This is a genomic window from Streptomyces sp. NPDC002870 (assembly GCF_042888505.1).
Taxonomy (GTDB): Bacteria; Actinomycetota; Actinomycetes; order Streptomycetales; family Streptomycetaceae; genus Streptomyces.
In genome coordinates, this window is the sequence record NZ_JBIAPW010000011.1 from 126,498 (window position 1) to 152,407 (window position 25,910).

22 protein-coding genes are annotated in these 25,910 nt (G+C 69.7%); 6 read left to right on the top strand and 16 right to left on the bottom strand.

Going from position 1 to position 25,910, the window contains the following annotated elements; genetic code table 11:
* Positions 1–17 precede the first annotated feature (17 nt).
* Both ACFYWY_RS16455 and ureA read right to left on the bottom strand, forming a co-directional pair.
* The gene (locus ACFYWY_RS16455) at positions 18–1,700 is read right to left on the bottom strand and encodes an urease subunit alpha (RefSeq protein WP_389186061.1); all 1,683 of its coding nucleotides are present in this window, start codon (positions 1,698–1,700) and stop codon (positions 18–20) included.
* Positions 1,700–2,437, bottom strand: coding sequence for an urease subunit gamma (ureA, locus tag ACFYWY_RS16460; RefSeq protein WP_389186064.1), 738 nt, complete (start codon positions 2,435–2,437; stop codon positions 1,700–1,702). The genes ACFYWY_RS16455 and ureA overlap by 1 nt, the downstream gene beginning before the upstream one ends.
* A gap of 148 nt (positions 2,438–2,585) precedes the next feature.
* On the opposite strand from ureA, the gene ACFYWY_RS16465 reads away from it, so the two are divergent.
* Positions 2,586–4,001, top strand: a complete 1,416-nt coding sequence (locus tag ACFYWY_RS16465; protein ID WP_389186067.1) for a cytosine permease — start codon at positions 2,586–2,588, stop codon at positions 3,999–4,001.
* Positions 4,002–4,070: 69 nt separating this feature from the next.
* On the opposite strand, the gene ACFYWY_RS16470 is transcribed toward ACFYWY_RS16465, so the two are convergent.
* Positions 4,071–5,159 (bottom strand): branched-chain amino acid aminotransferase, encoded by a 1,089-nt coding sequence (locus tag ACFYWY_RS16470; protein WP_389186070.1) that lies wholly within the window; start codon positions 5,157–5,159, stop codon positions 4,071–4,073.
* Between the two features lie 238 nt (positions 5,160–5,397).
* Complete coding sequence (locus ACFYWY_RS16475) at positions 5,398–6,441, bottom strand: 3-isopropylmalate dehydrogenase (RefSeq protein WP_389186073.1); 1,044 nt, start codon at positions 6,439–6,441, stop codon at positions 5,398–5,400.
* Between the two features lie 139 nt (positions 6,442–6,580).
* Between ACFYWY_RS16475 and ACFYWY_RS16480 the strand changes: the two genes are divergently transcribed.
* The gene (locus tag ACFYWY_RS16480; protein WP_389186076.1) at positions 6,581–8,179 is read left to right on the top strand and encodes a purple acid phosphatase family protein; all 1,599 of its coding nucleotides are present in this window, start codon (positions 6,581–6,583) and stop codon (positions 8,177–8,179) included.
* A 6-nt stretch (positions 8,180–8,185) separates the two neighbouring features.
* Here the strand turns inward: ACFYWY_RS16480 and ACFYWY_RS16485 are convergent, their stop codons facing one another.
* Together ACFYWY_RS16485 and ACFYWY_RS16490 are read right to left on the bottom strand one after the other, a co-directional pair.
* Complete coding sequence (locus ACFYWY_RS16485; protein WP_389186079.1) at positions 8,186–8,314, bottom strand: hypothetical protein; 129 nt, start codon at positions 8,312–8,314, stop codon at positions 8,186–8,188.
* Positions 8,315–8,577: 263 nt separating this feature from the next.
* Positions 8,578–9,120 (bottom strand): GNAT family N-acetyltransferase, encoded by a 543-nt coding sequence (locus ACFYWY_RS16490; protein ID WP_389186082.1) that lies wholly within the window; start codon positions 9,118–9,120, stop codon positions 8,578–8,580.
* 130 nt (positions 9,121–9,250) lie between these two features.
* Here ACFYWY_RS16490 and ACFYWY_RS16495 point away from each other — a divergent pair, with 130 nt between their 5' ends.
* Together ACFYWY_RS16495 and ACFYWY_RS16500 are read left to right on the top strand one after the other, a co-directional pair.
* Positions 9,251–9,706 (top strand): SRPBCC family protein, encoded by a 456-nt coding sequence (locus ACFYWY_RS16495; RefSeq protein WP_389186085.1) that lies wholly within the window; start codon positions 9,251–9,253, stop codon positions 9,704–9,706.
* Between the two features lie 188 nt (positions 9,707–9,894).
* Positions 9,895–10,245: an ArsR/SmtB family transcription factor gene (locus ACFYWY_RS16500; RefSeq protein WP_389186363.1), complete on the top strand. Its 351-nt coding sequence runs from the start codon at positions 9,895–9,897 to the stop codon at positions 10,243–10,245.
* Here the strand turns inward: ACFYWY_RS16500 and ACFYWY_RS16505 are convergent.
* The 3 genes from ACFYWY_RS16505 to ACFYWY_RS16515 form a co-directional block, all read right to left on the bottom strand.
* Complete coding sequence (locus tag ACFYWY_RS16505; RefSeq protein WP_389186088.1) at positions 10,190–10,429, bottom strand: hypothetical protein; 240 nt, start codon at positions 10,427–10,429, stop codon at positions 10,190–10,192. The genes ACFYWY_RS16500 and ACFYWY_RS16505 overlap by 56 nt on opposite strands.
* 108 nt (positions 10,430–10,537) lie before the next feature.
* The gene (gene pruA, locus ACFYWY_RS16510) at positions 10,538–12,169 is read right to left on the bottom strand and encodes an L-glutamate gamma-semialdehyde dehydrogenase (protein ID WP_389186091.1); all 1,632 of its coding nucleotides are present in this window, start codon (positions 12,167–12,169) and stop codon (positions 10,538–10,540) included.
* Between the two features lie 35 nt (positions 12,170–12,204).
* Positions 12,205–13,131 carry a proline dehydrogenase family protein gene (locus ACFYWY_RS16515; RefSeq protein WP_389186094.1) on the bottom strand — a complete coding sequence of 309 codons (927 nt, stop codon included), beginning with the start codon at positions 13,129–13,131 and terminating at the stop codon, positions 12,205–12,207.
* Between the two features lie 175 nt (positions 13,132–13,306).
* Here ACFYWY_RS16515 and ACFYWY_RS16520 point away from each other — a divergent pair, with 175 nt between their 5' ends.
* Positions 13,307–14,662 carry a PucR family transcriptional regulator gene (locus tag ACFYWY_RS16520; protein ID WP_389186097.1) on the top strand — a complete coding sequence of 452 codons (1,356 nt, stop codon included), beginning with the start codon at positions 13,307–13,309 and terminating at the stop codon, positions 14,660–14,662.
* A gap of 126 nt (positions 14,663–14,788) precedes the next feature.
* Positions 14,789–15,763 carry an NAD(P)-dependent alcohol dehydrogenase gene (locus ACFYWY_RS16525; protein ID WP_389186100.1) on the top strand — a complete coding sequence of 325 codons (975 nt, stop codon included), beginning with the start codon at positions 14,789–14,791 and terminating at the stop codon, positions 15,761–15,763.
* A gap of 39 nt (positions 15,764–15,802) precedes the next feature.
* Here the strand turns inward: ACFYWY_RS16525 and ACFYWY_RS16530 are convergent, their stop codons facing one another.
* The 7 genes from ACFYWY_RS16530 to ACFYWY_RS16560 form a co-directional block, all read right to left on the bottom strand.
* Positions 15,803–15,988: a hypothetical protein gene (locus ACFYWY_RS16530; RefSeq protein ID WP_389186103.1), complete on the bottom strand. Its 186-nt coding sequence runs from the start codon at positions 15,986–15,988 to the stop codon at positions 15,803–15,805.
* A 161-nt stretch (positions 15,989–16,149) separates the two neighbouring features.
* Entirely contained in the window at positions 16,150–17,742 is a 1,593-nt protein-coding gene (serA, locus tag ACFYWY_RS16535; protein ID WP_389186106.1) for a phosphoglycerate dehydrogenase, read from the bottom strand.
* A gap of 258 nt (positions 17,743–18,000) precedes the next feature.
* Positions 18,001–19,002: a ketol-acid reductoisomerase gene (ilvC, locus tag ACFYWY_RS16540; protein ID WP_389186109.1), complete on the bottom strand. Its 1,002-nt coding sequence runs from the start codon at positions 19,000–19,002 to the stop codon at positions 18,001–18,003.
* 91 nt (positions 19,003–19,093) lie between these two features.
* Positions 19,094–19,618, bottom strand: coding sequence for an acetolactate synthase small subunit (gene ilvN / locus ACFYWY_RS16545; protein ID WP_142213490.1), 525 nt, complete (start codon positions 19,616–19,618; stop codon positions 19,094–19,096).
* Positions 19,619–19,644: 26 nt separating this feature from the next.
* The gene (locus ACFYWY_RS16550; RefSeq protein ID WP_389186113.1) at positions 19,645–21,528 is read right to left on the bottom strand and encodes an acetolactate synthase large subunit; all 1,884 of its coding nucleotides are present in this window, start codon (positions 21,526–21,528) and stop codon (positions 19,645–19,647) included.
* Between the two features lie 202 nt (positions 21,529–21,730).
* Positions 21,731–24,556 carry a putative bifunctional diguanylate cyclase/phosphodiesterase gene (locus ACFYWY_RS16555; RefSeq protein ID WP_389186116.1) on the bottom strand — a complete coding sequence of 942 codons (2,826 nt, stop codon included), beginning with the start codon at positions 24,554–24,556 and terminating at the stop codon, positions 21,731–21,733.
* A 337-nt stretch (positions 24,557–24,893) separates the two neighbouring features.
* Positions 24,894–25,844 carry a 2-hydroxyacid dehydrogenase gene (locus tag ACFYWY_RS16560; RefSeq protein ID WP_389186119.1) on the bottom strand — a complete coding sequence of 317 codons (951 nt, stop codon included), beginning with the start codon at positions 25,842–25,844 and terminating at the stop codon, positions 24,894–24,896.
* Positions 25,845–25,910: the final 66 nt, after the last annotated feature.

Consider the following 25,910-nt stretch of genomic DNA (forward strand, 5'->3'; position numbering starts at 1 on the left):
ACTGGAGGACGGGAGGACTAGAGGAAGTAGAGGCGGTTGAGGGAGATCGAGTCGGCGGGCTCGGAGCGCAGCGCATCGCCGTCGAGGGTGACCAGACCGGTGCGGCCGTCCACCCCCACATCGCCGATCCGCGAGTTGAGGCGCAGATCCGCCGGGCCGATGCCACGCGTGCCGCGCACGGCGACCCGGCGGCGGCGCGTCGGCATCAGGTCGGAGCCCAGCTCGGTCGCGGCCTTGGCCACGAAGGCGACCGAGATGTCCGCCGGCGTTGCTCCGTACGACCCGAACTGCGGCCCCAGGACCAGCGGTTCGCAGGTGTCGGTGGCGGCGTTCGGGTCGCCCGTCACTCCGTACGCCGGGAAGCCGGACTTCAGTACGAGCTGCGGCTTCGCCCCGAAGTACTGCGGCTTCCACAGCACGATGTCGGCCAGCTTGCCCACTTCGATCGAGCCGATCTCGTGCGCGAGCCCGTGCGCGATCGCGGGGTTGATCGTCAGCTTCGCCATGTACCGCAGCACGCGCGCGTTGTCGTCCTGCGCGCCGTCGCCCTCCATAGGGCCCAGTTCGGCCTTCATCTTCCCGGCCATCGCGAAGGTGCGGCGTACGGTCTCGCCCGCGCGCCCCATCCCCTGCGCGTCCGACGAGGTGATCCCGATCGCGCCGAGGTCGTGCAGCACATCCTCCGCCCCCATCGTCCCGGCCCTGATCCGGTCGCGGGCCATCGCGGCGTCACCCGGCAGGTCGGTCTTGAGGTCGTGTACGGAGACGATCATCCCGTAGTGCTCGGCGACCGCGTCCCGGCCGAAGGGGAGGGTCGGGTTGGTGGACGAGCCGATGACGTTCGGGACACCCGCCATCTTGAGCACGTTCGGGACGTGCCCGCCGCCGCAGCCCTCGATGTGGAAGGCGTGGATCGTGCGGCCGTCGAGCACGGAGAGGGTGTCCTCGACCGACAGGCACTCGTTCAGCCCGTCGCTGTGCAGGGCGACTTGGACGTCATACTCCTCGGCGGTCCGCAGGGCCGTGTCCAGCGCACGCGTATGCGCGCCCATGTCCTCGTGGACCTTGAAGCCGGACGCGCCGCCCTCGGCGAGCGCCTCGACCAGCGGCGCGTCGTCGGACGACGAACCACGCGCCAGAAAGCCGATGTTGACCGGCCAGGCGTCGAAGGCGTTGAAGGCGTGGCGCAGCGCCCACGGCGAGTTGACGCCGACGCCCCACACAGGGCCGAACTCCTGGCCGATGACGGTGGTGACTCCGGAGGCCAGCGAGGCCTCCATGATCCGCGGCGAGAGCAGATGGACATGGGTGTCGACGGCTCCGGCGGTGGCGATCAGGCCCTCGCCGGACACGATCGACGTGCCGGTGCCGACGACGACGTCGACGCCGTCGAGAGTGTCCGGGTTGCCGGCCCGCCCGATCGCCGTGATGCGGCCCTCGCGGATGCCGACGGAGACCTTGCGGATGCCCTGAACGGGGTCGATGACCAGCACATTGCTGATCACGACGTCGCAGGTCTCGCGTACGGCCGCGGCCTTGAGGTGCAGCCCGTCGCGCGCGGTCTTGCCGAATCCGGCGAGGAACTCGTCCCCGGGCTTCTGCGCGTCCGACTCGACGCGCACGACCAGGCCGGAGTCGCCGAGGACGACCCGGTCCCCGGCCCGCGGTCCGTGCACGCTCGCGTACTCGTACGGGTCCATCAGTGGCCCTCCGCTCCCAGGTAGCCGCAGGCCGCCGCCCGTCGCAGGGCCTCGTCCTTCGCGCCCGGCGCGTCCAGCGGGCCGTCGACCAGACCGGCGAAGCCGATCGCGATCCGGTCGCCGCCGATGGGGACGAGGCCGACCTCGGCCTCGCCGCCCGGGCCGAAGCGCGTCGAGGAGCCGGCCGGGACGCACAGCCGCATGCCGTAGGCGGCTGCCCGGTCGAAGTCGAGCCGTGGGTTGGCCTCGAAGAAGTGGAAGTGGGACGTGACGCTGATAGGCACGGAGGCGGTGTTGCGCACGGTCAGCCGCAGCGTGGGGGCGGGCTCGGGGTGCGGCGGCGCGGGGATGACGGCGCCGGGCGCGCGGTCACCGAGCCGTGCGCCGTCACCAAGCCGCGCGCCTGCTCCGCTCCCGGGGGCGCCGCCCGGGCCGCCGCCGATGGGCTCCGAGACGACCGCGAGTCGTGATCCGTCGTCGAAGACAGCCTCCACATGCACCTCCGTGACCACATCCGCGACACCGGGCAGGACGTCGTCCGGGCCCAGCACACTCCGCGCCGCCTCGATCGCCTCCGCGAGCCGCCTGCCGTCGCGGGCCGCCTCGCAGACCGTGTCCGCGATGAGCGCGGTGGCCTCGGGGACATTGAGCCGCAGGCCACGGGCCCGGCGCGCCCGCGCCAGTTCGGCGGCGCCGAAGAGCAGCAGCCGGTCGCGCTCGGTCGGGGTCAGTCGCACGTCACCACACCTCCTGTTTGAACGACACTCTAACCCTGACTCTCTTTTCACGGAAGCATTGACGGGTGAGCATTGCTTCAGTCACATTGAGCGCCACTCAAATAGTCGAGAACAGTCTCGAGAACAGTCGAGCGTCAGGGGCGTCCTCATGCCGATAGAACAGCGCGGAGTCGACACGATCCCGGAGGCGGAGCGCACCAGCACTCCGCGCGATCTCATCTCGATCCTGCTGGGATCGAACCTCTGCCTGGGCGTCATCGTCTTCGGCTGGCTGCCGGTCTCCTTCGGGCTCGGCCTGTGGCCGGCCGTCACCTCGATCGTCGCGGGCACGATCGTGGGTGTCGCGGTCACCGCGCCGCTCGCCCTGGTGTCGCTGCGCACCGCCACCAATCTGTCGACGTCCAGCGGCGCGGCCTTCGGCGTACGCGGCCGGCTCGTCGGGTCCGTGGTCGGGCTGCTGCTCTCGCTCGGCTACACCGCACTGACCCTGTGGATCGGCGGGGACGTGATGGTCGGGACGCTGGCGCGGCTCGCCGGACTGCCGACGGGCGGGCTCGCGCACGCTCTGGTCTACGCGCTGCTGGCCGCGTGCACGGTCGTCGGCGCGGTCCACGGCTACCGGCTGCTGCTCAGGCTGAGCAAGGTCCTCGCGATCGGCATGACCGCGCTCCTGCTGCTCGGCCTGGTCGCGTACGCCCCCGACCTCACCACGACCGCGCCGCCCGACGCCCCTTATCTGCTGGGGTCCTTCTGGCCGACCTGGGTGCTGTCCGCGGTGGCCGCGGGGCTGAGCGGCCCGATCGCGTTCATCACGCTGCTCGGCGACTACACGCGCTACATCTCGCCGCTGCGGCACAGCCCGCGGCGGGTCCTGCGGGCGACCTGTCTGGGCCTGGTCGCGGGACTGCTGATCCCGCAGCTCTTCGGCACGTACACGGCGCTCGCGGCCCGTGCCGCGCTCGACTACGCGGGCCCGCTGGTGGCCGCGTCGCCCGCCTGGTACGTGGTGCCGCTGCTGCTCGCCGCCACGGCGGGCTCGGTCGGCAACGCGGGCCTGATGCTCTACTCGATGGGCCTCGACCTGGACGCGATCCTGCCGCGCGCCACCCGGACGCGGGCCACCCTCGTGGTCGCGGTCGTCGCGACGGTGTTCGTCTTCCTCGGCCATTTCGCCTGGGACGCGCGGTCCGCGATGACGTCGTTCGTCCTGCTGCTCACGGCGATCGGCACGCCCTGGGCGGTGATCACGATGATCGCCCACGCCCGGTGCGGCGGCGCGTACGACGCGGAGGCCCTGCAGGTCTACAACCGCCGTGCCCACGGCGGCATTTACTGGTTCCGCGCGGGCTGGAACCCGCGCGCCACAGTCAGCTGGGCGTTCGGCGCGACGCTCGGTCTTTGCGCGGTCTCCACCCCGCTGTACGAGGGTCCGCTGCTGGCGCTGACGGGCGGGGTGGACTGCAGCTTTGTGCTGTCGGGCGTGGTGGGAGGGGCGGCGTACGCGGCGCTGGGTGCACGCGGCGCGCGTGCCCCGCAGCCGGAGCCGGAGGTGGCTGTTTCCTGATCCCTCCGCGGCAACAACAGGCCCGCACCCCGACAGGCGGGGTGCGGGCCCTTGAACACCGGCGGTGCGTCAGCCCAGTTGGTGCATCCAGCCGTGGACGTCCTCCGCGACGCCCGTCTGGATGTCCAGCAGCGCCTTGCGCAGCTCCAACGTGACCTTGCCCGGCTGCCCGTCGGCCTGCGTCCAGTCCGCGCCCGCCGACTTGACCGAGCCGACCGGGGTGATGACCGCCGCCGTGCCGCACGCGAAGACCTCGGTGAGCGTGCCGTTCTCGGTGTCGCGCTTCCAGTCGTCGATGGAGATCCGGCCCTCCTCGGACTCGTATCCCAGGTCCTTGGCAAGCTTCAGCAGCGAGTCACGGGTGATGCCCGCGAGCAGCGAGCCGGTCAGCTCCGGGGTGACGAGCTTGTCCCCGTACACGAAGTACAGGTTCATGCCGCCCAGCTCCTCGACCCACTTGTGCTCCAGCGCGTCGAGATACGCGACCTGGTCGCAGCCCTTCGCCGCCGCCTCGGCCTGGGCGAGCAGCGACGCCGCGTAGTTGCCGCCGGTCTTGGCGTAGCCGATGCCGCCGGGGACCGCGCGGACGTAGTTCTCGGAGAGCCAGATCGAGACCGGCTTCACGCCGCCGGGGAAGTACGCCCCGGCCGGCGAGGCGATGACGAGAAAGAGGTACTCGTTCGCCGGCTTCACACCGAGACCGACCTCGGTCGCGATCATGAAGGGGCGCAGATACAGCGAGGACTCGCCACCGTGCGCCGGAACCCACGCCTTGTCCTGCTGGACGAGGGCGTCACACGCCTCGATGAACGTCTCGACCGGCAGCTCCGGCATGGCCAGTCGGCGCGCCGACCGCTGGAAGCGCTCGGCGTTGGCCTCCGGCCGGAAGCTGGCGACCGATCCGTCGGGGCGGCGGTAGGCCTTGAGCCCTTCGAAGATCTCCTGCGCGTAGTGCAGCGTCATGTTGGCCGGGTCGATCGACAGCGGCGCGTACGGGACGAGCTGAGCGTCGTGCCAGCCAACCCCCTCCGTCCACTTGATCATCACCATGTGATCGGTGAAGTGGCGGCCGAAGCCGGGGTTGGCCAGGATCGCCTCGCGCTCCGCGTCGGACAGCGGGTGTGAGGAGGGCTTGAGCTCGATCGTGGGCGTCGTCATGAGTGCAGTGTCCTTCACCGGTTGTTTGTGACGGACCGCGCTCACGCCGCTACTGCTGCTAGGACGTCCGAGCTTTCCCGCATGCCACGGCCCACGTCCGATTATCGCTCGGGTGGGACTGTGCCAGGAATCGGGGTGAATGCGGTCCAGGGTTGATGGTGACACCCGGAGGCCGCACAAGAGAAGCCGCCGGGTGCAGATGCGACCCGGCGGCTGTGGTGGTACTGGAACCGAAGGGTCAGCTCGCTACTCGTACAGCGAGCGCGTCGCCGATCTCGTCCGTCGTGCGGAAGGTGGCGCCGTCGCGCTCCGCGAGGTCGGCGGAGACGGCCTCCTCGATACGTGCCGCCTCGGCCTCGAAGCCGAGGTGCCGCAGCAGGAGGGCGACGGAGAGGATGGTCGCCGTCGGGTCCGCCTTGCCGGTGCCCGCGATGTCGGGCGCCGAGCCGTGGACGGGTTCGAACATCGACGGGAAGGCGCCCGTCGGGTTGATGTTGCCGGACGCGGCCAGGCCGATGCCGCCGGTCACGGCAGCGGCGAGGTCGGTGAGAATGTCACCGAAAAGGTTGTCGGTGACAATGACGTCGAAGCGTTCCGGCTGGGTGACGAAGAAGATCGTCGCGGCGTCGACGTGCAGATAGTCGGTCGTGACCTCGGGGTACTCCTTGCCGACCGTGTCGAAGATGTTCTTCCACATGTGGCCGGCGTAGACGAGGACGTTGTTCTTGTGGACCAGCGTCAGCTTCTTGCGGGGGCGGGAGTTGGCCCGCTCGTACGCGTCACGGACGACGCGTTCCACGCCGTACGCCGTGTTCAGGCTGACCTCGGTGGCCACCTCGGCGGGCGTACCGGTGCGCAGGGAACCGCCGTTGCCGGTGTACGGTCCCTCGGTGCCCTCGCGGACGACGACGAAGTCGATGTCGGGGCGGCCGGCCAGCGGGGTGGCGGTGTTCGGAAAGAGCTTCGACGGACGCAGGTTGACGTAGTGGTCGAAGGCGAACCGCAGTTTGAGCAGCAGCCCCCGCTCCAGCACGCCGGACGGCACGGACGGGTCGCCGATCGCGCCGAGCAGGATGGCGTCGTGGTTCTTGAGGGAGCCGAGCTCCGTCTCGGGGAGGGTCTCTCCGGTGCGGTGCCAGCGCTGGGCGCCGAGGTCGTACTCCTTGGTCTCCAGCTTCACATCCTGCGGGAGGACGGCCGCGAGGACCTTCAGGCCCTGAGCCACGACCTCCTGGCCGATGCCGTCACCGGGGATCACTGCGAGATTGATGCTGCGAGACATACCGGCACCTTACTCCGCGTCCCAACCCATGACACTTGACGTCCACCATCTGGACCTCCACAGATCGATCAACGCCGGTTTGAATTTCGTTCATCCCGAGTCCGGCGGGGAGTTGTAAGTTACTGGCAAGTTCAGCGCCATGACTGAGGACACCCCCCACGTCGGGATTCCCGAGCAGCTCGCCCGCCGCATGAGCATGCCGGAGCAGCACGAGTATCTGCGCGCCAAGCACGCACGCCCGAAGCTGTCCCGCCGTGGCGCGCTGGTCGGCGGGATCGCGGCGGGTGTGGCGGGCGGCGGCGGGCTGCTGCTCGGCCGCGCGTCGACCGCGACGGCGGCCTCCCCCGAACTGGCCACTGCTGCGGCGACGGCCGCAGTGGACGGCTCGCTGGTCGCGCCGTTCGGCCGGCATCTCGCCTTCGGCGCGGACCCGAAGACCCAGATGCGGATCTCCTGGCAGGTGCCGTTCGCGGTGAAGCAGCCGTATCTGCGCGTCGGCCTCAAGCCCTGGGAGCTGAGCCGGAAGATCGAGGCCGAGGTGCGCGATCTGCACACGCCCTCCCTCTCCAGGAAGCTGCCGGCCGTCGACCAGTTCTACCTGCACGTGGGCCTGGACGGGCTGAAGCCGGGGACGACGTACTACTACGGGGTCGGCCACGACGGCTTCGACCCGGCGTCGCCCGAGCGCATCGCCACGATCGGCTCGTTCCGAACGGCTCCGGCGACGCCCGAGAAGTTCGTCTTCACCGCCTTCGGCGACCAGGGCGTGAGCTATCACGCCCTCGGCAACGACCAGTTGATCCTCGGTCAGAACCCGTCGTTCCATCTGCACGCGGGCGACATCTGCTACGCGGACAGCAGCGGGCTCGGCAAGGAGTCGGACACCTACGACGCGCGGGTGTGGGACCAGTTCCTGGCGCAGACGGAGAGCGTGGCCTCGCGGGTGCCGTGGATGGTGACCACCGGCAACCACGACATGGAGGCGTGGTACTCGCCGAACGGCTACGGCGGCCAGTCGGCCCGCTGGTCGCTGCCCGGGAACGGGCCGGACGCCAAGAACGCGCCGGGCGTCTACTCGTTCGTCTACGGGAACGTCGGCGTCGTGGCGCTGGACGCCAATGACGTCTCGTACGAGATTCCCGCCAACAAGGGCTACACGGACGGCAAGCAGACCGCCTGGCTCGACAAGCGCCTCGGCGAGCTGCGGGCGCAGCCCGGGATCGACTTCGTGGTGGTCTTCTTCCACCACTGCATGTACTCGACGGCGACCCACGCCTCGGACGGCGGGGTGCGCGACGCCTGGCTGCCGCTGTTCACCAAGCACCAGGTCGACCTGGTGATCAACGGCCACAACCATGTGTACGAGCGGACGGACGCGATCAAGGGCGGCGAGGTGGGCAGGCCGGTGCCGATCGGGGCGTCCACCGACCCGACGCGGGACGGCATCGTGTACGTCACGGCGGGCGGCGCCGGAAAAGACCTGTACGACTTCGGGCTCGGGGTCCAGGACAGCTACGAGGGCAACGTCCATGACCACGACACCATCGTGACCTTCCACTGGACCAAGCTGCGGCTGCCCGACCCGGACACCGTGCAGTGGTCGCGCGTGCGATACACCGGCTTCTCCTTCCTCGCGGTGGAGGCGGAGGCCGGTGCAGCGCCGAAGCTGAAGGTCTCCGCGCTTGCCGAGAGCGGCAAGCGCATCGACTACTTCGAGGTGAAGCGCTCGGGTCGGTAAACCGGCTCAGTGGCCGGTGGAGCCGCCGTTGTCCCTGCGGTCGAGGGCTCGCTGCAGGGCGGCGGCGGCGTTCTTTCGCTCGGTCTCACTCGAACGGGCGGCGTGACGGACGCGGCGGACGGTCGTCTCGGGCATGGTGATCGACTCCTTGAGATCACGGAGATGATTTCGAGGCGCCGGAAGGGGCGGGGAGCCGGGCCGCAGGGGTTGCCTGCTTGGGGCACTGGCTCACGACCGCCATTCGCTGGATCGAGCGAGACGTTCGGCTTCTACAAAGCTAGGACAGGTACGCGCTCCTGTCTCCACAATTACTCGGACTTCCTACTATCTGAGACGGCGAGGGCGCGCGGCTCCCGGATCAGGCACGGCCGACGAGTACGCCGACCGAGGCACTGCGGCTACAGCACGTCCCCACCTCGCCAGTCGAAGAGCAGCGCGGCGGGGGGCTGCGGCAGTGGACGGCCCACGGCGGGGCGCAGAAATACGGAGTCCTCCTCGTCCGGGAGGTGCACCACCCCGTCCGGGCCGAGCGCCTCGACCCGGCCCTGCCACAGCTGCCAGCCGCGCGCCCGGTACAACAGGGCGCCGTCGTCGGACGCGGACAGCGCGCCGAACTCGTACGCGCCGTCGACGACCTGCTCCAGCTCGGCCATCACCAGGCTGCCGAGCCCTTGCCTCCGGCGGTCGCCGCGTACGGCCAGCGCCTCGATGTAACCGATGCGATGCGAGCGGCCCCCGTGCAGCACCCGGCGCATGATCACGCTGCCGTGCGCGGCGATCCCCTGGCCGTCGCGCACCAACGCGTGGATGCCGCCGAGCGAGTGATCCCAGTCCTCGTCACCGAAGTCGCCATCGAAGGCCTCGTCCATCAGGGCGCGGATCTCGGCCAGTTCGAGCGAGGAGAGCTGGTAGGTGTGGGCGGCGCGCAGCGGCTCGGTCATACGCCCCACTGTGGCACCGACGTCCCGTCAGTCGGCGCGGAAATAATTACGCAACCGATTGGTTGCACTTCCCGGACATGACGTGCAACCATTGGGTAGCACGTCATAGTCGAGCAGGAAGCTGGAGATCATGAGCGAGGACCGGATCGAACGAGAGATCACCATCGCCGCGCCCGTCGAGCGCGTCTGGGCGGTGCTCACGGAGCCGGAGCACGTCGGATCGTGGTTCGGACAGGGCGAGCCGACCCCGGTCGACCTTCGCCCGGGCGGCACGATGTACTTCGACCACGGGAAGTACGGACAGTTCCCGACGACGATCGTGAAGGTGGACCCGCCGCACCACTTCTCGTACCGCTGGGCGAGCGCCTTCCCCGGTGAGCAGGCGGTCGAGGGCAACTCCACCCTGGTGGAGTTCACTCTCACCCCGGACGGCGACGGCACGCATCTGCGCGTGGTGGAGACCGGCTTCGCCGGCCTCGACATCCCCGCGGACAGGGTCGACACGGCCGGGTACGAGAGCCACTCGAGCGGCTGGACCGAACAGGCCCGGAACATCAAGCAGTACGCGGAGCGGCTCGCGGCATGACGGCGGACGCAGGCCGGGACACGGACAGCCGGATCCCCGACCCGGGCGCGGACTCGGGCCGGGGTACGGACCCGAGTACGGCCGGGAACACGGACCCGAGTACGGCCGGGAACAGGGACCCAAGTACGGCCGGGAATGCGGACCGGAGTACCGACCGGGACACGGACCAGGACGCCGTCAGCGAGGTCCTGTCCGCGCTGGCGGACCCGACCCGCCGCCGGATACTCGACGCCATCGCCGCGCACGGCGAGGCGACGGCGACAGTCCTGGCGACGGAGCTGCCCGTCAGCAGGCAGGCGATCGTCAAGCACCTCGCGGTCCTGACCCGGGCCGGTCTGGTGGCCGGCCACCGGGAGGGCCGCGAGGCGCGGTACACCGTCCTGCCCGCGCGGCTCGGTGTCACCGCCCGGTGGATGGACCGCGTCGCCTCGGAGTGGGACAACCGGCTCTCGGCGATCAAGCGCCTGGCCGAGGCGGACCCGGCTACGCCGAGACCTTCTGGCTCAGCTCCCGCGCCACCCGGGCGACCCACTCGCTGAACTCCTGCCGGTGATGCACCTGTCCGCCGCACAAGGCGCTGACCTGCGCATCCGTGAGCCGGTTCGGCCCGTCCACCGCCAGCAGCCGGCTCATCTCCCGTAGCACGGAAGCCAGTCGCACCGCATCGGTGTGCTCGATCGAGTCGACCCCGTGGCCGCCGCCCAGCGTTGTGGAACCAGGCATCACACCCTCCTTCCGGCGCCCCCTTGAAGCAGCGTAAACCCGCCGAACGTGAACCGCCCCCGTCCGGCGTGGGGGCCGGGACGGGGGCGGGGTTCGGGGAGCCGGACGTCAGCCCATGTGCGGGTACGAGTAGTCCGTCGGCGCGACCAACGTCTCCTTGATCGCGCGGGTCAGCGTCCAGCGCATCAGGTTCTGCGGAGCGCCCGCCTTGTCGTTCGTGCCGGACGCGCGGCCGCCGCCGAAGGGCTGCTGGCCGACGACGGCGCCGGTCGACTTGTCGTTGATGTAGAAGTTGCCCGCGGCGTACCGCAGCTTCTCCATCGTGTACGCCGCCGCAGCACGGTCGTTCGCAATGACCGCGCCGGTCAGGGCGTACGCGGACACCGACTCCATCTGCTCCAGCATCGCGTCGTACTCGTCGTCCTCGTACACGTGCACCGCGAGGAACGGGCCGAAGTACTCGGTCGTGAAGACCTCGTTGGCCGGGTCCGAGCACTCGACGACCGTCGGGCGGACGAAGTAGCCGACGGAGTCGTCGTACGTTCCGCCCGCGACGATGGTGCAGTTCGAGTCTTCCTTCGCACGGTCGATCGCAGCCTTGTTCTTGGCGAAGGCACGCTCGTCGATCACGGCGCCGACGAAGTTCGTCAGGTCTGTGACGTCACCCATCTTGATGGCGTCGACCTCCGCCGCGAACTCCTCCTTGAAGCCGGAGTTCCAGATCGAGGCGGGGACGTAGGCACGCGAGGACGCAGAGCACTTCTGGCCCTGGAACTCGAAGGAGCCGCGGGTCAGCGCGGTCTTCAGCACGGCACGGTCGGCGCTCGGGTGGGCGACGACGAAGTCCTTGCCGCCCGTCTCGCCGACGATGCGCGGGTAGGAACGGTACTTCTCGATGTTGTTGCCGACCGTCTTCCACAGGTGCTGGAAGGTCTTGGTCGAGCCGGTGAAGTGGATGCCTGCCAGCTCGGGGTGGTTCAGGGCCACCTCGGAGACGGCGATGCCGTCGCCCGTCACCAGGTTGATGACGCCCTTGGGCAGGCCCGCCTCCTCCAGCAGCTGCATCAGCAGAACGGCAGCGTGGGTCTGGGTCGGGGACGGCTTCCAGACCACCACATTGCCCATCAGAGCCGGGGCGGTGGGCAGGTTGCCGGCGATCGCGGTGAAGTTGAACGGCGTGATCGCGTAGACGAACCCCTCGAGCGGGCGGTGGTCCAGACGGTTCCACACGCCCGGCGAGTTGGCCGGCGGCTGCTCGGCGAGCAGGTCACGCGCGTACTTGACGTTGAAACGCCAGAAGTCGACGAGCTCGCAGGGGGTGTCGATCTCGGCCTGCTGCACGGTCTTCGACTGGCCCAGCATGGTCGAGGCGGCGAGCGTCTCGCGCCACGGTCCCGCCAGCAGCTCGGCCGCGCGCAGGATGATCGCGGCGCGGTCGTCGAAGGACATCGCGCGCCACGCGGGCGCGGCGGCCAGCGCGGCATCGATCGCGTCCTGCGCGTCCTGCTGCGTGGCACCGCCGAAGGTGCCGATGACGGCCTTGTGGTTGTGCGGCTGTACGACGTCGAAGCGCTCGCCGCCGCCCATCCGCTTCACGCCGCCGATCGTCATCGGCAGCTCGATCGGGTTCTCGGACAGCTCCTTGAGCTTGGCCTCCAGGCGGGCGCGCTCGGGGCTGCCGGGAGCGTAGCTGTGCACCGGCTCGTTGACCGGGGCGGGGACCTGGGTCACAGCGTCCATGAGTTCCGATACTCCTTTGTGAGGGATGGGAGGGCTCAGCCCTTGGTGATCATCGAGCGCAGGAAGAACAGCAGGTTGGCGGGCTTCTCGGCGAGACGGCGCATGAAGTAGCCGTACCAGTCGGTGCCGTACGCCGTGTAGACGCGCATCCGGTGGCCCTCGGCCGCGAGCCGGAGGTGCTCGTCGCCGCGGATCCCGTACAGCATCTGGAATTCGTACTCATCCAGTTTGCGCCCGCTTTGGCGTGCGAGCTCCTGTGTGATGGCGATGAGGCGCGGATCGTGGGACCCGATCATCGGGTAGCCGTCGCCCTCCATCAGGATCTTCAGGATGCGGACATACGCCTTGTCGATCTCGGCCTTGTCCTGGTAAGCGACGGCGGCGGGCTCCTTGTAGGCGCCCTTCACGATGCGGACGCGGCAGCCGGCCGCGGCGAGGCGGCGGGCGTCCTCCTCGGTGCGGAACAGGTATGCCTGGATCACGCAGCCGGTCTGCGGGAATTCCTTCCGCAGCTCCTCGTGGATGGCGAACATCGAGTCGAGGGTGGTGTGGTCCTCCGCGTCCAGCGTGACCGTGGTGCCGATGGAGTCGGCGGCCTCGACGACGGGGCGGATGTTGGCGAGCGCCAGCTCGTGGCCGTCTTCCAGGGCCTGGCCGAACATCGACAGCTTGACGGACATCTCGGCCTTCGTGCCCAGGCCGAGCTCTTCGAGGTGCTCGATCAGTTCCATGTAGGCGTCGCGCGCGGCGTAGGCCTGCTCGCGCGTGGTGATGTCCTCGCCCACCACGTCCAGGGTGACCTCGAGTCCCTTGCCGACGGTCTCCTTGACGATCGGGACGACCTGCTCGATCGTCTCACCGGCGATGAACCGGGCGACGACCTGCTTGGTCCCCGGTGCGGCCGACACGAAGCGACGCATCTTGTCGCTGCGGGACGCGGCGAGGATCACGGGACCCAGCACGGGGCACCTCCACGGAAACAGGGATGGAAGGAGGCCGGATCCGAACGAATCGGGAACGGCACGAAGAACCACCGTGAAACCTAAGGATCGCTCTGATGGTCTGCCATCGACAGCTGTCACGCATCCGTGGTCCGGATCTCAGACATATGTCTGAGAGAGGTGCGAGAATGTCCGGATGAAGGGCGATTACCAAGAACTTGTCGACGAGATCTCGGCGCTGCTGGCCGTCCCCGCGACGCTGGAGAACCGTGATTTCGGCCTGATCGCCTTCGGCGCCCACGACAGCGATGACACCATCGCGATGGACCCGGTCAGGACGCGCTCGATCCTGACCCGGAAGTCCACCCCGGCGGTGCGCGCCTGGTTCGAGGACTTCGGCATCGCGCGCGCGACAGGCCCGGTCCGGATCCCCGCGGCCCCGGACGCGGGGGTCTTCCGGGACCGGATCTGTCTTCCCGTACGCCATCGGGGCATCGTGCTGGGTTACGTATGGCTGCTCGACGCGTCCCCGGGCCCGACCGAGGCGCAGCTGGCGGCGGCGATGGAGGTCACGGCGAAGATCGGGACGCTGCTCGCGGACGAGGAGCGGGCGGGCTCGGATCTGTCCCGGGAGTTCCGCGCGGTGCTGACGGCGGAGCGCGGCTGGCAGTACGACATGGCGGTGTCGGCACTGCGCACGGCCCTCGGCGGCGCGTCCGCGGACGCGCTGCACGCGGTGGTGTGCGTGACGCCGTGGCTGTCGGGCGACGCCCCGTCGGCTCGCTCGCTGCCGGGCACGGCGGCGCTGTGCACGGTGTCGTGGGGAGCGGGCGGCGGTGCCCAGGCTGGGCAGCTCGGCGCCGGCGGGAGCGCGGACGGCCGGGCGGTGAGCCCTGACGCGGACGCCGTCGGAGCCAGGGCCCCCGGGAGCGGCACGGCCGGCCGGCCCGGGGCTCCCGGGAGCGGCACAACCGGCCGTACCGGAACGACCGGCGGCGGCGCGGGCCCCGGGAGCGGCAGCCCCGACGACCCCCGCGACGCCGGCCACGCCCTCGCCGTCCTCGTACGACTCCGCACGGCCGACGCCCTCGCCCCCGCAGTCACCGCCGCGGACCGGCTCCGCGCCATGGCGGGCGGCGACGCGGCGAGCGGCGGGGTCGCTGCCCCGCGCCGTGGTCTCGCCGACCTCAACACCGCCTGGCTGGAGGCCAGTTCCGCGGCCCGCGCCGCCCAAGCCCAGCCTGGGCTCGGGCCCGTCGCCGAGTGGGCTGCGATCGGCCCGTACCGCATGCTGACCGCGCTGCCCCCGGACATCGCGCACGACCCCGCCGTTCGCGAACTGCTCGACCGTTCGCACGCCGAACTGGCCCGCACCGCCGAGGTGTTCCTGGACAACGCGGGCCAGGCGGGCCGCACCGCGGCCGCCCTCGGCATCCACCGGCAGACGCTCTACTACCGGCTCTCCCGCGTCGAGCAGCTCACCGGCCTCGACCTGGCCAAGGGCGAGGACCGGCTGCTGCTGCACATGACCCTCAAAGCGGCGCGGCTGTAGCCGGGCGTCACCTAGGGACCATCCCCGATTCCCGCACCGAGGCCGCTCGCCTACCGTCGCGAGTAGCGCTGATCCTCCGGTCAGCCGATCCCATTACGCACCGAACTCGTGCGTTACGGAGGCGCAATGAAGGCGATCGTCCAGGATCGGTACGGCTCACCTGACGTTCTGGAGTTCAGGGAGGTCGACAAGCCGGTGGTCGCCGACCATGAGGTGCTGGTGCGGGTCCACGCGGCCACGGTCAACGCGCGCGACTGGCACCTGATGCGGGGTGACCCGTACCTGGCGCGCCTGGTGCTCGGGTTCCGCGGGCCGAAAACGAAGATCCGCGGCACGGACTTCGCGGGTCAGGTGGAAGCGGTGGGCAAGGACGTGAAACGGTTCCGCCCCGGTGACGAGGTATTCGGCGAGGCCGACGGAGCATTCGCCGAATACGTGTGCGCCTCGGAGGACGTCGTGGAGCAGAAACCGGCCGGCCTGACCTTCGAGCAGGCGGCTGCGGTGCCGCTGGCGGGGAACACCGCCCTCATGGGCCTGCGCGACCTTGGACGAGTACAGACAGGACAGAAGGTCCTGGTCAACGGCGCGTCAGGTGGCGTGGGAACGTTCGCGGTCCAGATCGCGAAGTCGTTCGGCGCGGAAGTGACCGGCGTGTGCAGCGCGAGAAACGTGGATCTGGTCCGGTCGCTCGGCGCGGACCACATCATCGACTACGCCCGGGAAGACTTCACCCGAAACGGACAACGGTACGACGTCGTGCTCGACCTGGTGGGGAACCGATCGCTGGCCGACATCCGGCGCGCGCTCACCCCCGCCGGGACTCTCGTTCTGTCCGGCGGGGGCGTGTCCGAAGGCGGCAGCCTGCTCGGGCCGATGGGGCTCATCATCAGGGGACAGGCGCTGTCACGCTTCGCCCGCCATCGGCTGCTCGTACTCACGGCGACGCCGAACAAGGAGAACCTGGCGACGCTGAGGGATCTCGCCGAGTCCGGAAAGATCACACCGGTCATTGACCGGACCTACCCGTTGAGCGAGGTACCCGAGGCCATCCGGTACCTCGAGGTGGAGCACGCGCGCGCGAAGGTCGTCATCACCGTGTGACGGACCGCTTGTCCTCCAGGATCGCCCGCAGCCCCTGCGTCAGATCCTTCGCCGACGGCGCGGTCTCCGGGTCGACCATCCACTGAGCTTCCAGACCGCGCGGCCGGCGTCGAACGCCGCGATGATCTGTTCCCAGGTCTTCTCGAAGCGCTCCAGGGGATCCGCCGTCAGGTCGGGCGCTTCCCTGTTCGCCGGGCCGACGGCATTGCCCCACTCCTCCGTCACCGCGAGGAAGGCCTGGTTGAGGAGCGCCTCCTTCGAGCCGTAGTGGTAGCCGATGGAGGATCCTCACGATGTCCCACAGCAGCAGCGCACCCGGCACACAGACGCTTGTGTAAGACGCGCGTCTATGAACCGGGTACGTGGAGCGGGAGGGGCCGGGAAGATCAGTCGACGAGGTTCACCGTACGCGCCGACGCCGCGCCGATCTCGTCCGCGATCTCGGTGAGCACCGACGGCGGAACGGTATCGTCCACGGTCAGCACGACGACCGCCTCGCCGCCCTCCTCCGCGCGCGAGACCTGCATGCCCGCGATGTTCAGTCCGGCCTCGCCGAGGATCCGGCCGACCGTGCCGACGACGCCGGGACGGTCTTCGTACCGCAGGACGACCATGTGGTCGGCGAGCGCCAGGTCGATGTCGTAGTCGCCGATCGCGACGATCTTCTGGAGGTGCTTGGGTCCTGCCAGCGTGCCGGAGACCGCGACCTCCTCGCCGCCCGAGAGCGTGCCGCGGACGGTGACGACATTGCGGTGGTCCGGGGACTCCGAGCTCGTCGTCAGCCGGACCTCCACGCCGCGCTCCTGCGCGAACAGCGGGGCGTTGACGTAGCTCACGGTCTCGTCGACCACGTCCTCGAACACGCCCTTGAGCGCGGACAGTTCGAGCACCTTGACGTCGTGCTGGGTGATCTCGCCGTACACCTCGACGTCGAGCCGGACCGCGACCTCGCCCGCCAGCGCGGTGAAGATCCGGCCGAGCTTCTCGGCGAGCGGCAGACCCGGGCGCACATCCTCGGCGATGACGCCGCCCTGGACGTTGACCGCGTCGGGCACGAGCTCACCGGCGAGCGCGAGACGGACCGAGCGGGCGACGGAGATACCGGCCTTCTCCTGCGCCTCGTCGGTGGACGCGCCGAGGTGCGGGGTGCAGACGACCTGGTCCAGCTCGAACAGCGGGGAGTCCGTGCACGGCTCCTTCGCGTACACATCCAGGCCTGCGCCCGCGACGCGTCCCTCCTTGAGCGCCGAGTACAGCGCCTCCTCGTCGACGATCCCGCCGCGCGCGGCGTTGACGATCCGGACCGACGGCTTGACCTTGTGCAGGGCCTCGTTGCCGATCAGGCCGAGCGTCTCTGGGGTCTTCGGCAGGTGGACCGTGATGAAGTCGGAGACCTCGAGCAGCTCGTCGAGCGAGAGCAGTTTGACACCCATCTGCGCGGCGCGCGCGGGCTGTACATAGGGGTCGTACGCGACGATCTTCATGCCGAAGGCCGACATCCGCTGTGCGACCAGGACGCCGATGCGGCCGAGGCCGACGACGCCGAGGATCTTCTCGCTCAGCTCGACGCCGGTGTACTTGGAGCGCTTCCACTCGCCGTTCTTCAGGGCGGTGTTGGCCTGCGGGATATTGCGCGCGCTGGCGACCAGCAGACCGCAGGCCAGCTCGGCGGCGGTCACGATGTTCGAGGTGGGGGCGTTGACGACCATCACGCCGGCCTTGGTGGCGACGGCGACGTCGACATTGTCCAGCCCGACGCCCGCGCGGGCGACGACGCGCAGCTTCTTCGCGGCGGCGATGGCCTCGGCGTCGACCTTGGTGGCGCTGCGGACGAGGATCGCGTCGACGTCGGCGATGGCAGGGATCAGCTCCGCGCGGTCGGCGCCGTTGCAGTGCCGGATCTCGAAGTCCGAGCCAAGCGCGTCGACGGTGGCGGGCGACAGCTCTTCAGCGATGAGTACGACAGGTTTCGAGCTCACGTGAGTCCTCACAAGTCCAGTGCGGACGGCCGTCCCGACGGCCGCAGGCGGTGGAGGGGCTAGCCGCGTGGAAGACACACGACACTGTGGGCCTGACGCGTATTTGTTGTGCAGTCTAGTGGTGCGAGCGGGTGCGTCTTAACGCCTCCACGGCAGGATCACCCGTCCGTGGCTGGACAGAGTGGAGAAGCGCCGGAGCGCGGCGCGGCGCGACGACGGGGGGCCGGGACCGGCTCGTCCCGGCCCCCGTCCGCAGGCTTACGCCTCGTCGTTGTCGACCCAGCTCATGAGCTTGCGCAGCTCCTTGCCGGTGGTCTCCAGCAGGTGGTTCTCGTCCTGCGTCTTGTACTCGTTGTACTTCTTCAGACCGCCGTGGTACTCGTCCATCCAGTTCTTGGCGAAGGTGCCGTCCTGGATCTCGGCGAGGACCTTCTTCATCTCGGCCTTGGTCTGGTCCGTGATGATGCGGGGGCCGGTGACGTAGTCGCCCCACTCGGCGGTCTCGGAGACCGACCACCGCATCTTCCCCAGGCCGCCCTCGTACATCAGGTCCACGATCAGCTTCAGCTCGTGGAGGCACTCGAAGTACGCGATCTCCGGCTGGTAGCCGGCTTCGGTCAGGGTCTCGAAGCCCGCCTTGACCAGCGCGGAGGCGCCACCGCAGAGGACGGCCTGCTCGCCGAACAGGTCGGTCTCTGTCTCCTCGGTGAAGGTCGTCTTGATGACGCCGGCGCGGGTGCCGCCGATGGCCTTGGCGTAGGAGAGCGCCAGGTCGAACGCGTTGCCGGAGGCGTCCTGCTCGACGGCGGCGATCGCCGGGACGCCGCGGCCCTCTTCGTACTGGCGGCGGACCAGGTGGCCCGGGCCCTTGGGAGCGACGAGGGCGACGTCCACACCGGCCGGGACCTTGATGAAGCCGAACCGGATGTTGAAGCCGTGGGCGAAGAACAGCGCGTCGCCGTCCTTCAGGTTGTCCTTGATGGACTCCTCGTAGACCTGGGCCTGGATCGGGTCCGGGATGAGGATCATGATGACGTCGGCCTCGGCGGCGGCCTCTGCGGGGGTCACCACGCGCAGGCCCTGCTCCTCGGCCTTGGCCTTGGACTTGGAGCCCTCGTGCAGACCGACACGGACGTCGACACCCGAATCACGGAGCGACAGCGCGTGGGCGTGGCCCTGGCTGCCGTAGCCGATGACCGCGACCTTGCGGTTCTGGATGATGGACAGGTCGGCGTCGTCGTCGTAGAACAGCTCGGCCACTGGGATATCTCCTTGGTGTGCACGTCTAGGGAATGACGCTGTTTGCGTCCCACCGTACGGCGGGATGGGGTGAGGCAGGCGGGTGGTCTCGCTAGGCGGAACGGTCGAGGGCCCGCAGAGACCGGTCCGTGATGGACCGGGCGCCGCGCCCTATGGCGATCGTGCCCGACTGGACGAGCTCCTTGATGCCGAACTGCTCCAGCATCTTGAGCATGGCGTCCAGCTTGTCGGCACCGCCGGTGGCCTCGATCGTGACCGCCTCGGGCGAGACGTCCACGGTCTTGGCGCGGAACAGCTGGACGATCTCGACGATCTGCGAGCGGGTCTCGTTGTCCGCGCGGACCTTCACCAGAACGAGTTCACGCTGGATGGCACCGGCGGGCTCGAGTTCGACGATCTTCAGAACGTTGACCAGCTTGTTGAGCTGCTTGGTCACCTGCTCCAGCGGCAGGTCCTCGACGTTGACCACGATGGTGATGCGGGAGATGTCGGGGTGCTCGGTGACACCGACGGCGAGCGAGTCGATGTTGAAGCCGCGGCGGGAGAACAGGGCGGCGATCCGGGCGAGGATGCCGGGCGTGTTCTCCACCAGGACGGAGAGCGTGTGCTTGGACATGTGCGTCGTTCCTCTTCCTACGGCTCTCAGTCGTCTTCGTTGTCGCCGAAGTCGGGGCGGACGCCGCGCGCTGCCATGACCTCGTCGTTGGAGGTGCCGGCGGCGACCATCGGCCACACCTGGGCGTCCTCGTGGACGATGAAGTCGACGACGACGGGGCGGTCGTTGATGGCGTTGGCCTCGGCGATGACCCTGTCCAGGTCGTCCGGGGACTCACAGCGCAGCGCGTGGCAGCCCATGGCCTCCGACAGCTTGACGAAGTCGGGGACGCGGGTGCCCTGGCGCGCCGTGGTGCTCGCGCCGACCTGGGAGCCGGCCACGTGGTGCCCCGTGTCGTCGGCGTGCAGGACGGTGCTGGAGTAGCGCTGGTTGTAGAAGAGGGTCTGCCACTGGCGGACCATCCCGAGCGCGCCGTTGTTGATGATCGCGACCTTGATCGGGATGTTGTTCAGCGCGCAGGTGGTGAGCTCCTGGTTGGTCATCTGGAAGCAGCCGTCGCCGTCGATGGCCCAGACCGTGCGGTCCGGCATGCCGGCCTTGGCGCCCATCGCGGCCGGGACCGCGTAGCCCATCGTTCCGGCGCCGCCGGAGTTCAGCCAGGTGGCGGGCTTCTCGTAGTCGATGAAGTGGGCGGCCCACATCTGGTGCTGGCCGACGCCCGCCGTGTAGATGGTGTCCTCGGGGGCCAGCTGACCGATGCGCTGGATGACCTGCTGCGGCGAGAGGCTGCCGTCGTCCGGCTGCTCGTAGCCGAGCGGGTAGGTCTCGCGCCAGCGGCTGAGGTCCTTCCACCAGGCGCTGTAGTCGCCGGCGTGACCTTCACTGTGCTCGGCCTGGACGGCCTGGACCAGGTCGGCGATGACCTCGCGGGCGTCACCCACGATCGGCACGTCCGCGGTGCGGTTCTTGCCGATCTCGGCCGGGTCGATGTCGGCGTGGACGATCTTGGCGAACGGGGCGAAGCTGTCCAGCTTGCCGGTGACGCGGTCGTCGAAGCGGGCTCCGAGAGCGACGATCAGGTCGGCCTTCTGCAGCGCGGTGACGGCGGTGACCGCACCGTGCATGCCCGGCATTCCCACGTGCAGCGGGTGACTGTCGGGGAACGCGCCCAGCGCCATCAGGGTGGTGGTGACGGGGGCGCCGGTGAGCTCGGCGAGGACCTTCAGCTCGGCGGTGGCGCCGGCCTTGAGGACGCCGCCGCCGACGTACAGGACGGGGCGCCGGGCCTGGACGATCAGCTTGGCGGCCTCGCGGATCTGCTTGGCGTGCGGCTTGGTGACCGGGCGGTAGCCGGGCAGGTCCTGCTGCGGCGGCCAGCTGAAGGTGGTCCGCGCCTGGAGGGCGTCCTTGGCGATGTCGACGAGGACCGGGCCCGGGCGTCCCGTGGAGGCGATGTGGAAGGCCTCTGCGATGGTGCGCGGGATGTCGTCGGCCTTGGTGACCAGGAAGTTGTGCTTGGTGATCGGCATCGTGATGCCGACGATGTCCGCCTCCTGGAAGGCGTCCGTGCCGATCGCCTTGGAGGAGACCTGGCCGGTGATCGCGACCAGCGGCACGGAGTCCATGTGCGCGTCCGCGATCGGGGTGACCAGGTTGGTGGCGCCGGGGCCCGAGGTCGCCATACAGACGCCGACCTTGCCGGTGGCCTGGGCGTAGCCGGTCGCCGCGTGGCCGGCGCCCTGCTCGTGGCGGACCAGGACGTGGCGGACCTTGGTGGAGTCCATCATCGGGTCGTACGCGGGGAGGATGGCGCCGCCGGGGATGCCGAACACCGTGTCGGCCCCCACTTCCTCGAGAGAACGGATGAGGGACTGCGCGCCCGTGACGTGCTCAACTGCAGCGGTGTGTCCGCCGGTACGGGCCCGCGGCTGCGGATGGTGGGCCCCCGTGGCCTGCTCGGTCATCGGCATTCTCTTCTCAAAGCTGAGGGTTTTTGCGAGGGTTTGGGGTGTGCCGGTGCAACAAAAAACCCCTCGTGCCGTCAGGCAGGCGAGGGGAGCGCGTCGGGAGGGGTCTGCAGGGCTTTCACGGCCCTGCTCAGCCGACGCGCTTTCCAAGTACGAGAATTCGGGTGCGCATGGCATTGACCCTCCCCCCGGCGCGCCATGACTGTCAAGTGGGTGGGACGCGCGTCTCATTATTTGAGCCATTGCGGGCAGAGTAGACGCCGCCTGTCAGCACGGGCAGGGCGATTCCGCCGGGCACCGGGAACTCGTCGCGGACCAGGGCGCGGCGCAGCCGGTACTCGTCGAGCGGCCCCGAGAAGGCCATGCCCTGGCCGTGCGTACACCCCATGGCGCGCAGTGCGAGCACCTGCTCGGGCATGTCCACGCCGTCCGCGACGGACTGCATGCCGAGGTCGCAGGCGATCCTCAGCAGCCCTGCGGTGATCTTGTGCAGCCGGGCGGACTCTACGACGCCCTCGACCAGACCCCTGTCCAGTTTCAGTACGTCCACGGGGAGCCTGCGCAGTGCGTTGATCGCGGCGTATCCGCTGCCGAAGCCGTCCAGGCCGATCCGTACGCCGAGTCTGCGCAGCGCGACGAGACGCTGCTCCAGATCGTCGAAGGAGATCCGCGGATCGCTGTCGGCGAGCTCGATGACCAGCGCGCCCGACGGCAGCCCGTGCCGGGTGAGGAGGGCTTCGATGGAACCGAGCGGCAGGGACTTGTCCAGCAGCCGCCCGGCCGAGAGCCGCACCGATACGGGCACCTGGTGGCCCAGCCTGCTGCGCTCCGCGGCCTGCGCCACGGCCTCCTCCAGCAGCCAGCGGCCGAGCTCGGCGGAGCTGGCGCCCTCCGGAGTGTCCGCACCGTCGGCGACCCGCAGGAACTCGGCCGGGGTGAACAGGATGCCCTGGGCGGATCGCCAGCGGGCCTGGGCGGCGACGGCGGCGATACGGCCCGTGGCGAGGCTCACCACGGGCTGGTGGAGCAGCGCGAACTCCCCCTCGTGCAGTGCGCTGCGGAGCCGGGCGGCCAGCTCGGTGCGGCGTACCACATCGGCCTGCATCTGCGGGGCGTACAGCTCGACGCGGTCCTTGCCCGCGGCCTTGGCGCGATACATGGCGAGGTCGGCATTGCGCATCAGGTCGGTGGGGGTGATGGCGGGCTCCGCGAAGGCCACCCCGATGGAGGCGGCCACCCGCACTTCGCGGCCGTCCACGCGGTACGGCTGGGAGAGGGTCAGGCGCAGCCGGTCGGCGATCTCGTGCACCTGGTACTCGCGGGCGGACTGGTCGCGGGAGCCGTCGCCGAGGACGAGGGCCGCGAATTCGTCGCCGCCGAGACGGGCTGCGGTGTCGCCGGACCGTACCGATTCCTGCAGGCGACGGGCCGCCTGGATCAGCAGCTCGTCGCCGGCCAGGTGGCCGAGGCGGTCGTTGACCCCCTTGAAGCCGTCGAGGTCGATGAAGAGCACGGCGGTGCCGGAGTCGCCCGCGCGGCGGCCGGTGAGGGCCTGGCGGACGCGTTCGGTGAACAGGGCGCGGTTGGGCAGGTCGGTGAGCGGATCGTGCTCGGCGTTGTGCTGCAGCTGCGCCTGCAGCCTGACCCGTTCGGTGATGTCGCGGCTGTTGAAGAGCAGGCCGCCCTGGTGGCGGTTGACCGTGGACTCCACATTGAGCCAGTCGCCGCTGCCCGATCTGAAGCGGCAGTCGATCCGCGTGGTCGGCTCAGCGGCCGGCTCAGCGGCCAGAAACCGGCGCACTTCACGGACCACCCGGTCGAGGTCCTCGGGGTGGATCAGGCAGGCCAGCTCGGAGCCGATGAGCTCTTCGGCCTCGCGGCCGTAGACACCGGCGGCCGCGGGGCTGACATAGCGCAGTAATCCGCTGGGGGCGGCGATCATGATGACGTCGCTCGACCCCTGCACCAGCGAGCGGAAGTGGTTCTCCTTCTGCGCCAGCTCATGGGTGAGGGCGATGTTGTCGAGGAGCATGATGCCCTGCCGGACGACCAGGGCGAGGACCACGGTGCAGCCGGTGAGGACGACTACCCGGTCCACTCGGCGGCCCTCAATGACGTTGTGGAGGATGCCGAGTGTGCAGACGGCAGCAGCGAGATATGGAGTGAGGGCAGCCAGCGAGCCTGCGACGGGGCGGCTGGGGTGGCGGGGGCCGCGCGGGGGCCGGGCCGTCTCGACCGTACGGCGTGCGCCCCAGGGGGCGTACGCGAGCAGCAGCGAACCGGCGAACCAGCCCGCGTCGAGGAGCTGGCCCGAGCGGTAGCTCTCGCGCAGCAGCGGCGAGGTGAACAGGGCGTCGCACAGGACGGTCAGGGCGAGAGCGGCGATGGCGGTGTTGATGGCGGAGCGGCTGGTGGCCGAGCGCCGGAAGTGCAGCGCGAGCACCAGGCTGACCAGCACGATGTCCAGCAGCGGATACGCGAGGGCGAGAGCGGCGGGAGCCACGCTCTCGCCCTGGACGCGCGCGGTGTGGGCGAGCGCGATGCTCCAGGAGAGGGTGAGGAGCGAGCCGCCGATCAGCCAGGCGTCCAGCGCGAGGCAGACCCAGCCCGCCCTGGTGACCGGGCGCTTGGCCAGGACGAGCAGGCCGACGATGGCGGGCGGCGCGAAGCAGAGGAAGAACAGGTCGGCGATCGAGGGGCTCGGTACCTCGCGGTCCAGCACGACCTCGTACCACCCCCAGACGGCGTTCCCGCACGAGGCCATCGCGGAGGAGACCGCGAACATCAGCCAGGCGGGCCGAAAGCGGCTGTGCCTGGAGCGCGCGTAGATGAAGCAGGAGACCGCGGCGACAAGGGCGGCGGCGCTCAGCCCGAAGTCGCCCATGACCAGAGCGACTTCGGGCGAACCCCAGCCGACGGCGGCGCCCACGCCGTAACCGGAGCAGATGACGGCGAGGAGGATCTGGGAACGCAGCCCCGTGGCGGCGCCGGCGAACGCCTGCCGTGCCAGGAGCACTCCGGGGGCGCTCACGGAGCTGCCCCGGGGAGCGCCGCCGTCGGTGGGACGGTCATCGGAGCGGGTCTTTGCTTCGCCGCGTGCGAGGGTCGTCGGCGGCGGCCTCGCCGCGTCGGATCGTTCGTGCAATGGCTGTGCATCGCCCGTCGCCCCCCTCGAAGTCTGATCGGCAGTCAGGTCGCGCTACTGCACCGCCCCTTGCCTGGCGCAGCCCCCAGGTCCGGACGATACACCAGTCTCGTCACTCAGGGACATAGGACCTCTACTCTCCGTGACTACCAGGGGTGTTGTCGGCACGTCGCGCATCCGGACGACTTCATAGAGTGCACGAAACGCGGGCGCGAGGGGTTCATTACCCGGTCGTGAGCACCACGTTGTGCACCGGGTCGCCCGCGGCGAAACGGGTGAGCTGTCCGGCCAGCAGCCGCTTGGCGCGCGGCATGAAAGCCGAGGTGGAGCCGCCCACATGGGGGCTGATGAGGACACCGGGGGCGTGCCAGAGAGGGTGGCCAGGGGGCAGCGGCTCCGGGTCTGTGACATCGAGCGCGGCGGTGATGCGCCCGGTCTCCACCTCTGCGAGCAGGGCCTTGGTGTCGACGACCGGACCGCGGGAGACGTTCACCAGCAGCGCGCCGTCCTTCATTCGGGCCAGGAACTCGGCGTTGACCAGGCCTTTCGTCTGCTCGGTGAGCGGGGTGGACAGAATCACGACGTCCGCGCCCGGGAGCAGGGCGGGCAGGTCGGTGAGTGCGCGCACTTCGCCGCGCTCCGCAGCGCGGGCGGAGCGCGCGACGCGCGCCACCCGCGCGCATTCAAACGGCGCGAGCCGGTCCTCGATCGCGGCGCCGATCGATCCGTATCCCACGATGAGCACCGATTTGTCGGCGAGCGCAGGGTAGAAGCCGGCCCGCCATTCCTCCTTGTCCTGGCCGTGTACGAAGCCGGGGACACCGCGCAGGGAAGCGAGGATCAGAGCCAGGGTGAGCTCGGCGGTGGAGGCTTCGTGGACTCCTTTGGCGTTGCACAGGCGCACGCCGGCGGGCAGCGAGCCGAGTCCCGGTTCCACGTGGTCGATCCCCGCGGAGAGGGTCTGGACGACACGTACGGACGTCATCGCGGCCAGCGGGCGGACCGCGACCTCGAGGCTCTTCATGTATGGAACGGCGTAGAAGACACAGTCGGCGGGGTCGGCGGGAAAGTCGGGACCGCCGTCCCAGAAGAGATAGTTGAGGCCCGAGTCCGAGGGGTCGGGAAGCCCTTCGATCTCGTCGGCCGGAATCGGGAGCCACACGTCTGCAGTCATGCTCAGGAGGCTATGCGAAGGAACTCGCTCCGCATTGGCTAGTTTGGTCAGCGGCCAAGGGAGGGG

Bases quoted from the DNA above. Each gene is read 5' to 3' on its own strand.
- ACFYWY_RS16505 (WP_389186088.1), bottom strand. From the start codon at position 10,429: ATGCCTGGTTCCACAACGCTGGGCGGCGGCCACGGGGTCGACTCGATC.
- ACFYWY_RS16550 (WP_389186113.1), bottom strand. From the start codon at position 21,528: ATGCCGATGACCGAGCAGGCCACGGGGGCCCACCATCCGCAGCCGCGG.
- ACFYWY_RS16465 (WP_389186067.1), top strand. From the start codon at position 2,586: ATGCCGATAGAACAGCGCGGAGTCGACACGATCCCGGAGGCGGAGCGC.
- ilvN (WP_142213490.1), bottom strand. From the start codon at position 19,618: ATGTCCAAGCACACGCTCTCCGTCCTGGTGGAGAACACGCCCGGCATC.
- ACFYWY_RS16455 (WP_389186061.1), bottom strand. From the start codon at position 1,700: ATGGACCCGTACGAGTACGCGAGCGTGCACGGACCGCGGGCCGGGGAC.
- ACFYWY_RS16525 (WP_389186100.1), top strand. From the start codon at position 14,789: ATGAAGGCGATCGTCCAGGATCGGTACGGCTCACCTGACGTTCTGGAG.
- ACFYWY_RS16560 (WP_389186119.1), bottom strand. From the start codon at position 25,844: ATGACTGCAGACGTGTGGCTCCCGATTCCGGCCGACGAGATCGAAGGG.
- ACFYWY_RS16480 (WP_389186076.1), top strand. From the start codon at position 6,581: ATGACTGAGGACACCCCCCACGTCGGGATTCCCGAGCAGCTCGCCCGC.
- ACFYWY_RS16470 (WP_389186070.1), bottom strand. From the start codon at position 5,159: ATGACGACGCCCACGATCGAGCTCAAGCCCTCCTCACACCCGCTGTCC.
- ACFYWY_RS16490 (WP_389186082.1), bottom strand. From the start codon at position 9,120: ATGACCGAGCCGCTGCGCGCCGCCCACACCTACCAGCTCTCCTCGCTC.
- ACFYWY_RS16475 (WP_389186073.1), bottom strand. From the start codon at position 6,441: ATGTCTCGCAGCATCAATCTCGCAGTGATCCCCGGTGACGGCATCGGC.
- ACFYWY_RS16495 (WP_389186085.1), top strand. From the start codon at position 9,251: ATGAGCGAGGACCGGATCGAACGAGAGATCACCATCGCCGCGCCCGTC.
- pruA (WP_389186091.1), bottom strand. From the start codon at position 12,169: ATGGACGCTGTGACCCAGGTCCCCGCCCCGGTCAACGAGCCGGTGCAC.
- ACFYWY_RS16520 (WP_389186097.1), top strand. From the start codon at position 13,307: ATGAAGGGCGATTACCAAGAACTTGTCGACGAGATCTCGGCGCTGCTG.
- ACFYWY_RS16485 (WP_389186079.1), bottom strand. From the start codon at position 8,314: ATGCCCGAGACGACCGTCCGCCGCGTCCGTCACGCCGCCCGTTCGAGT.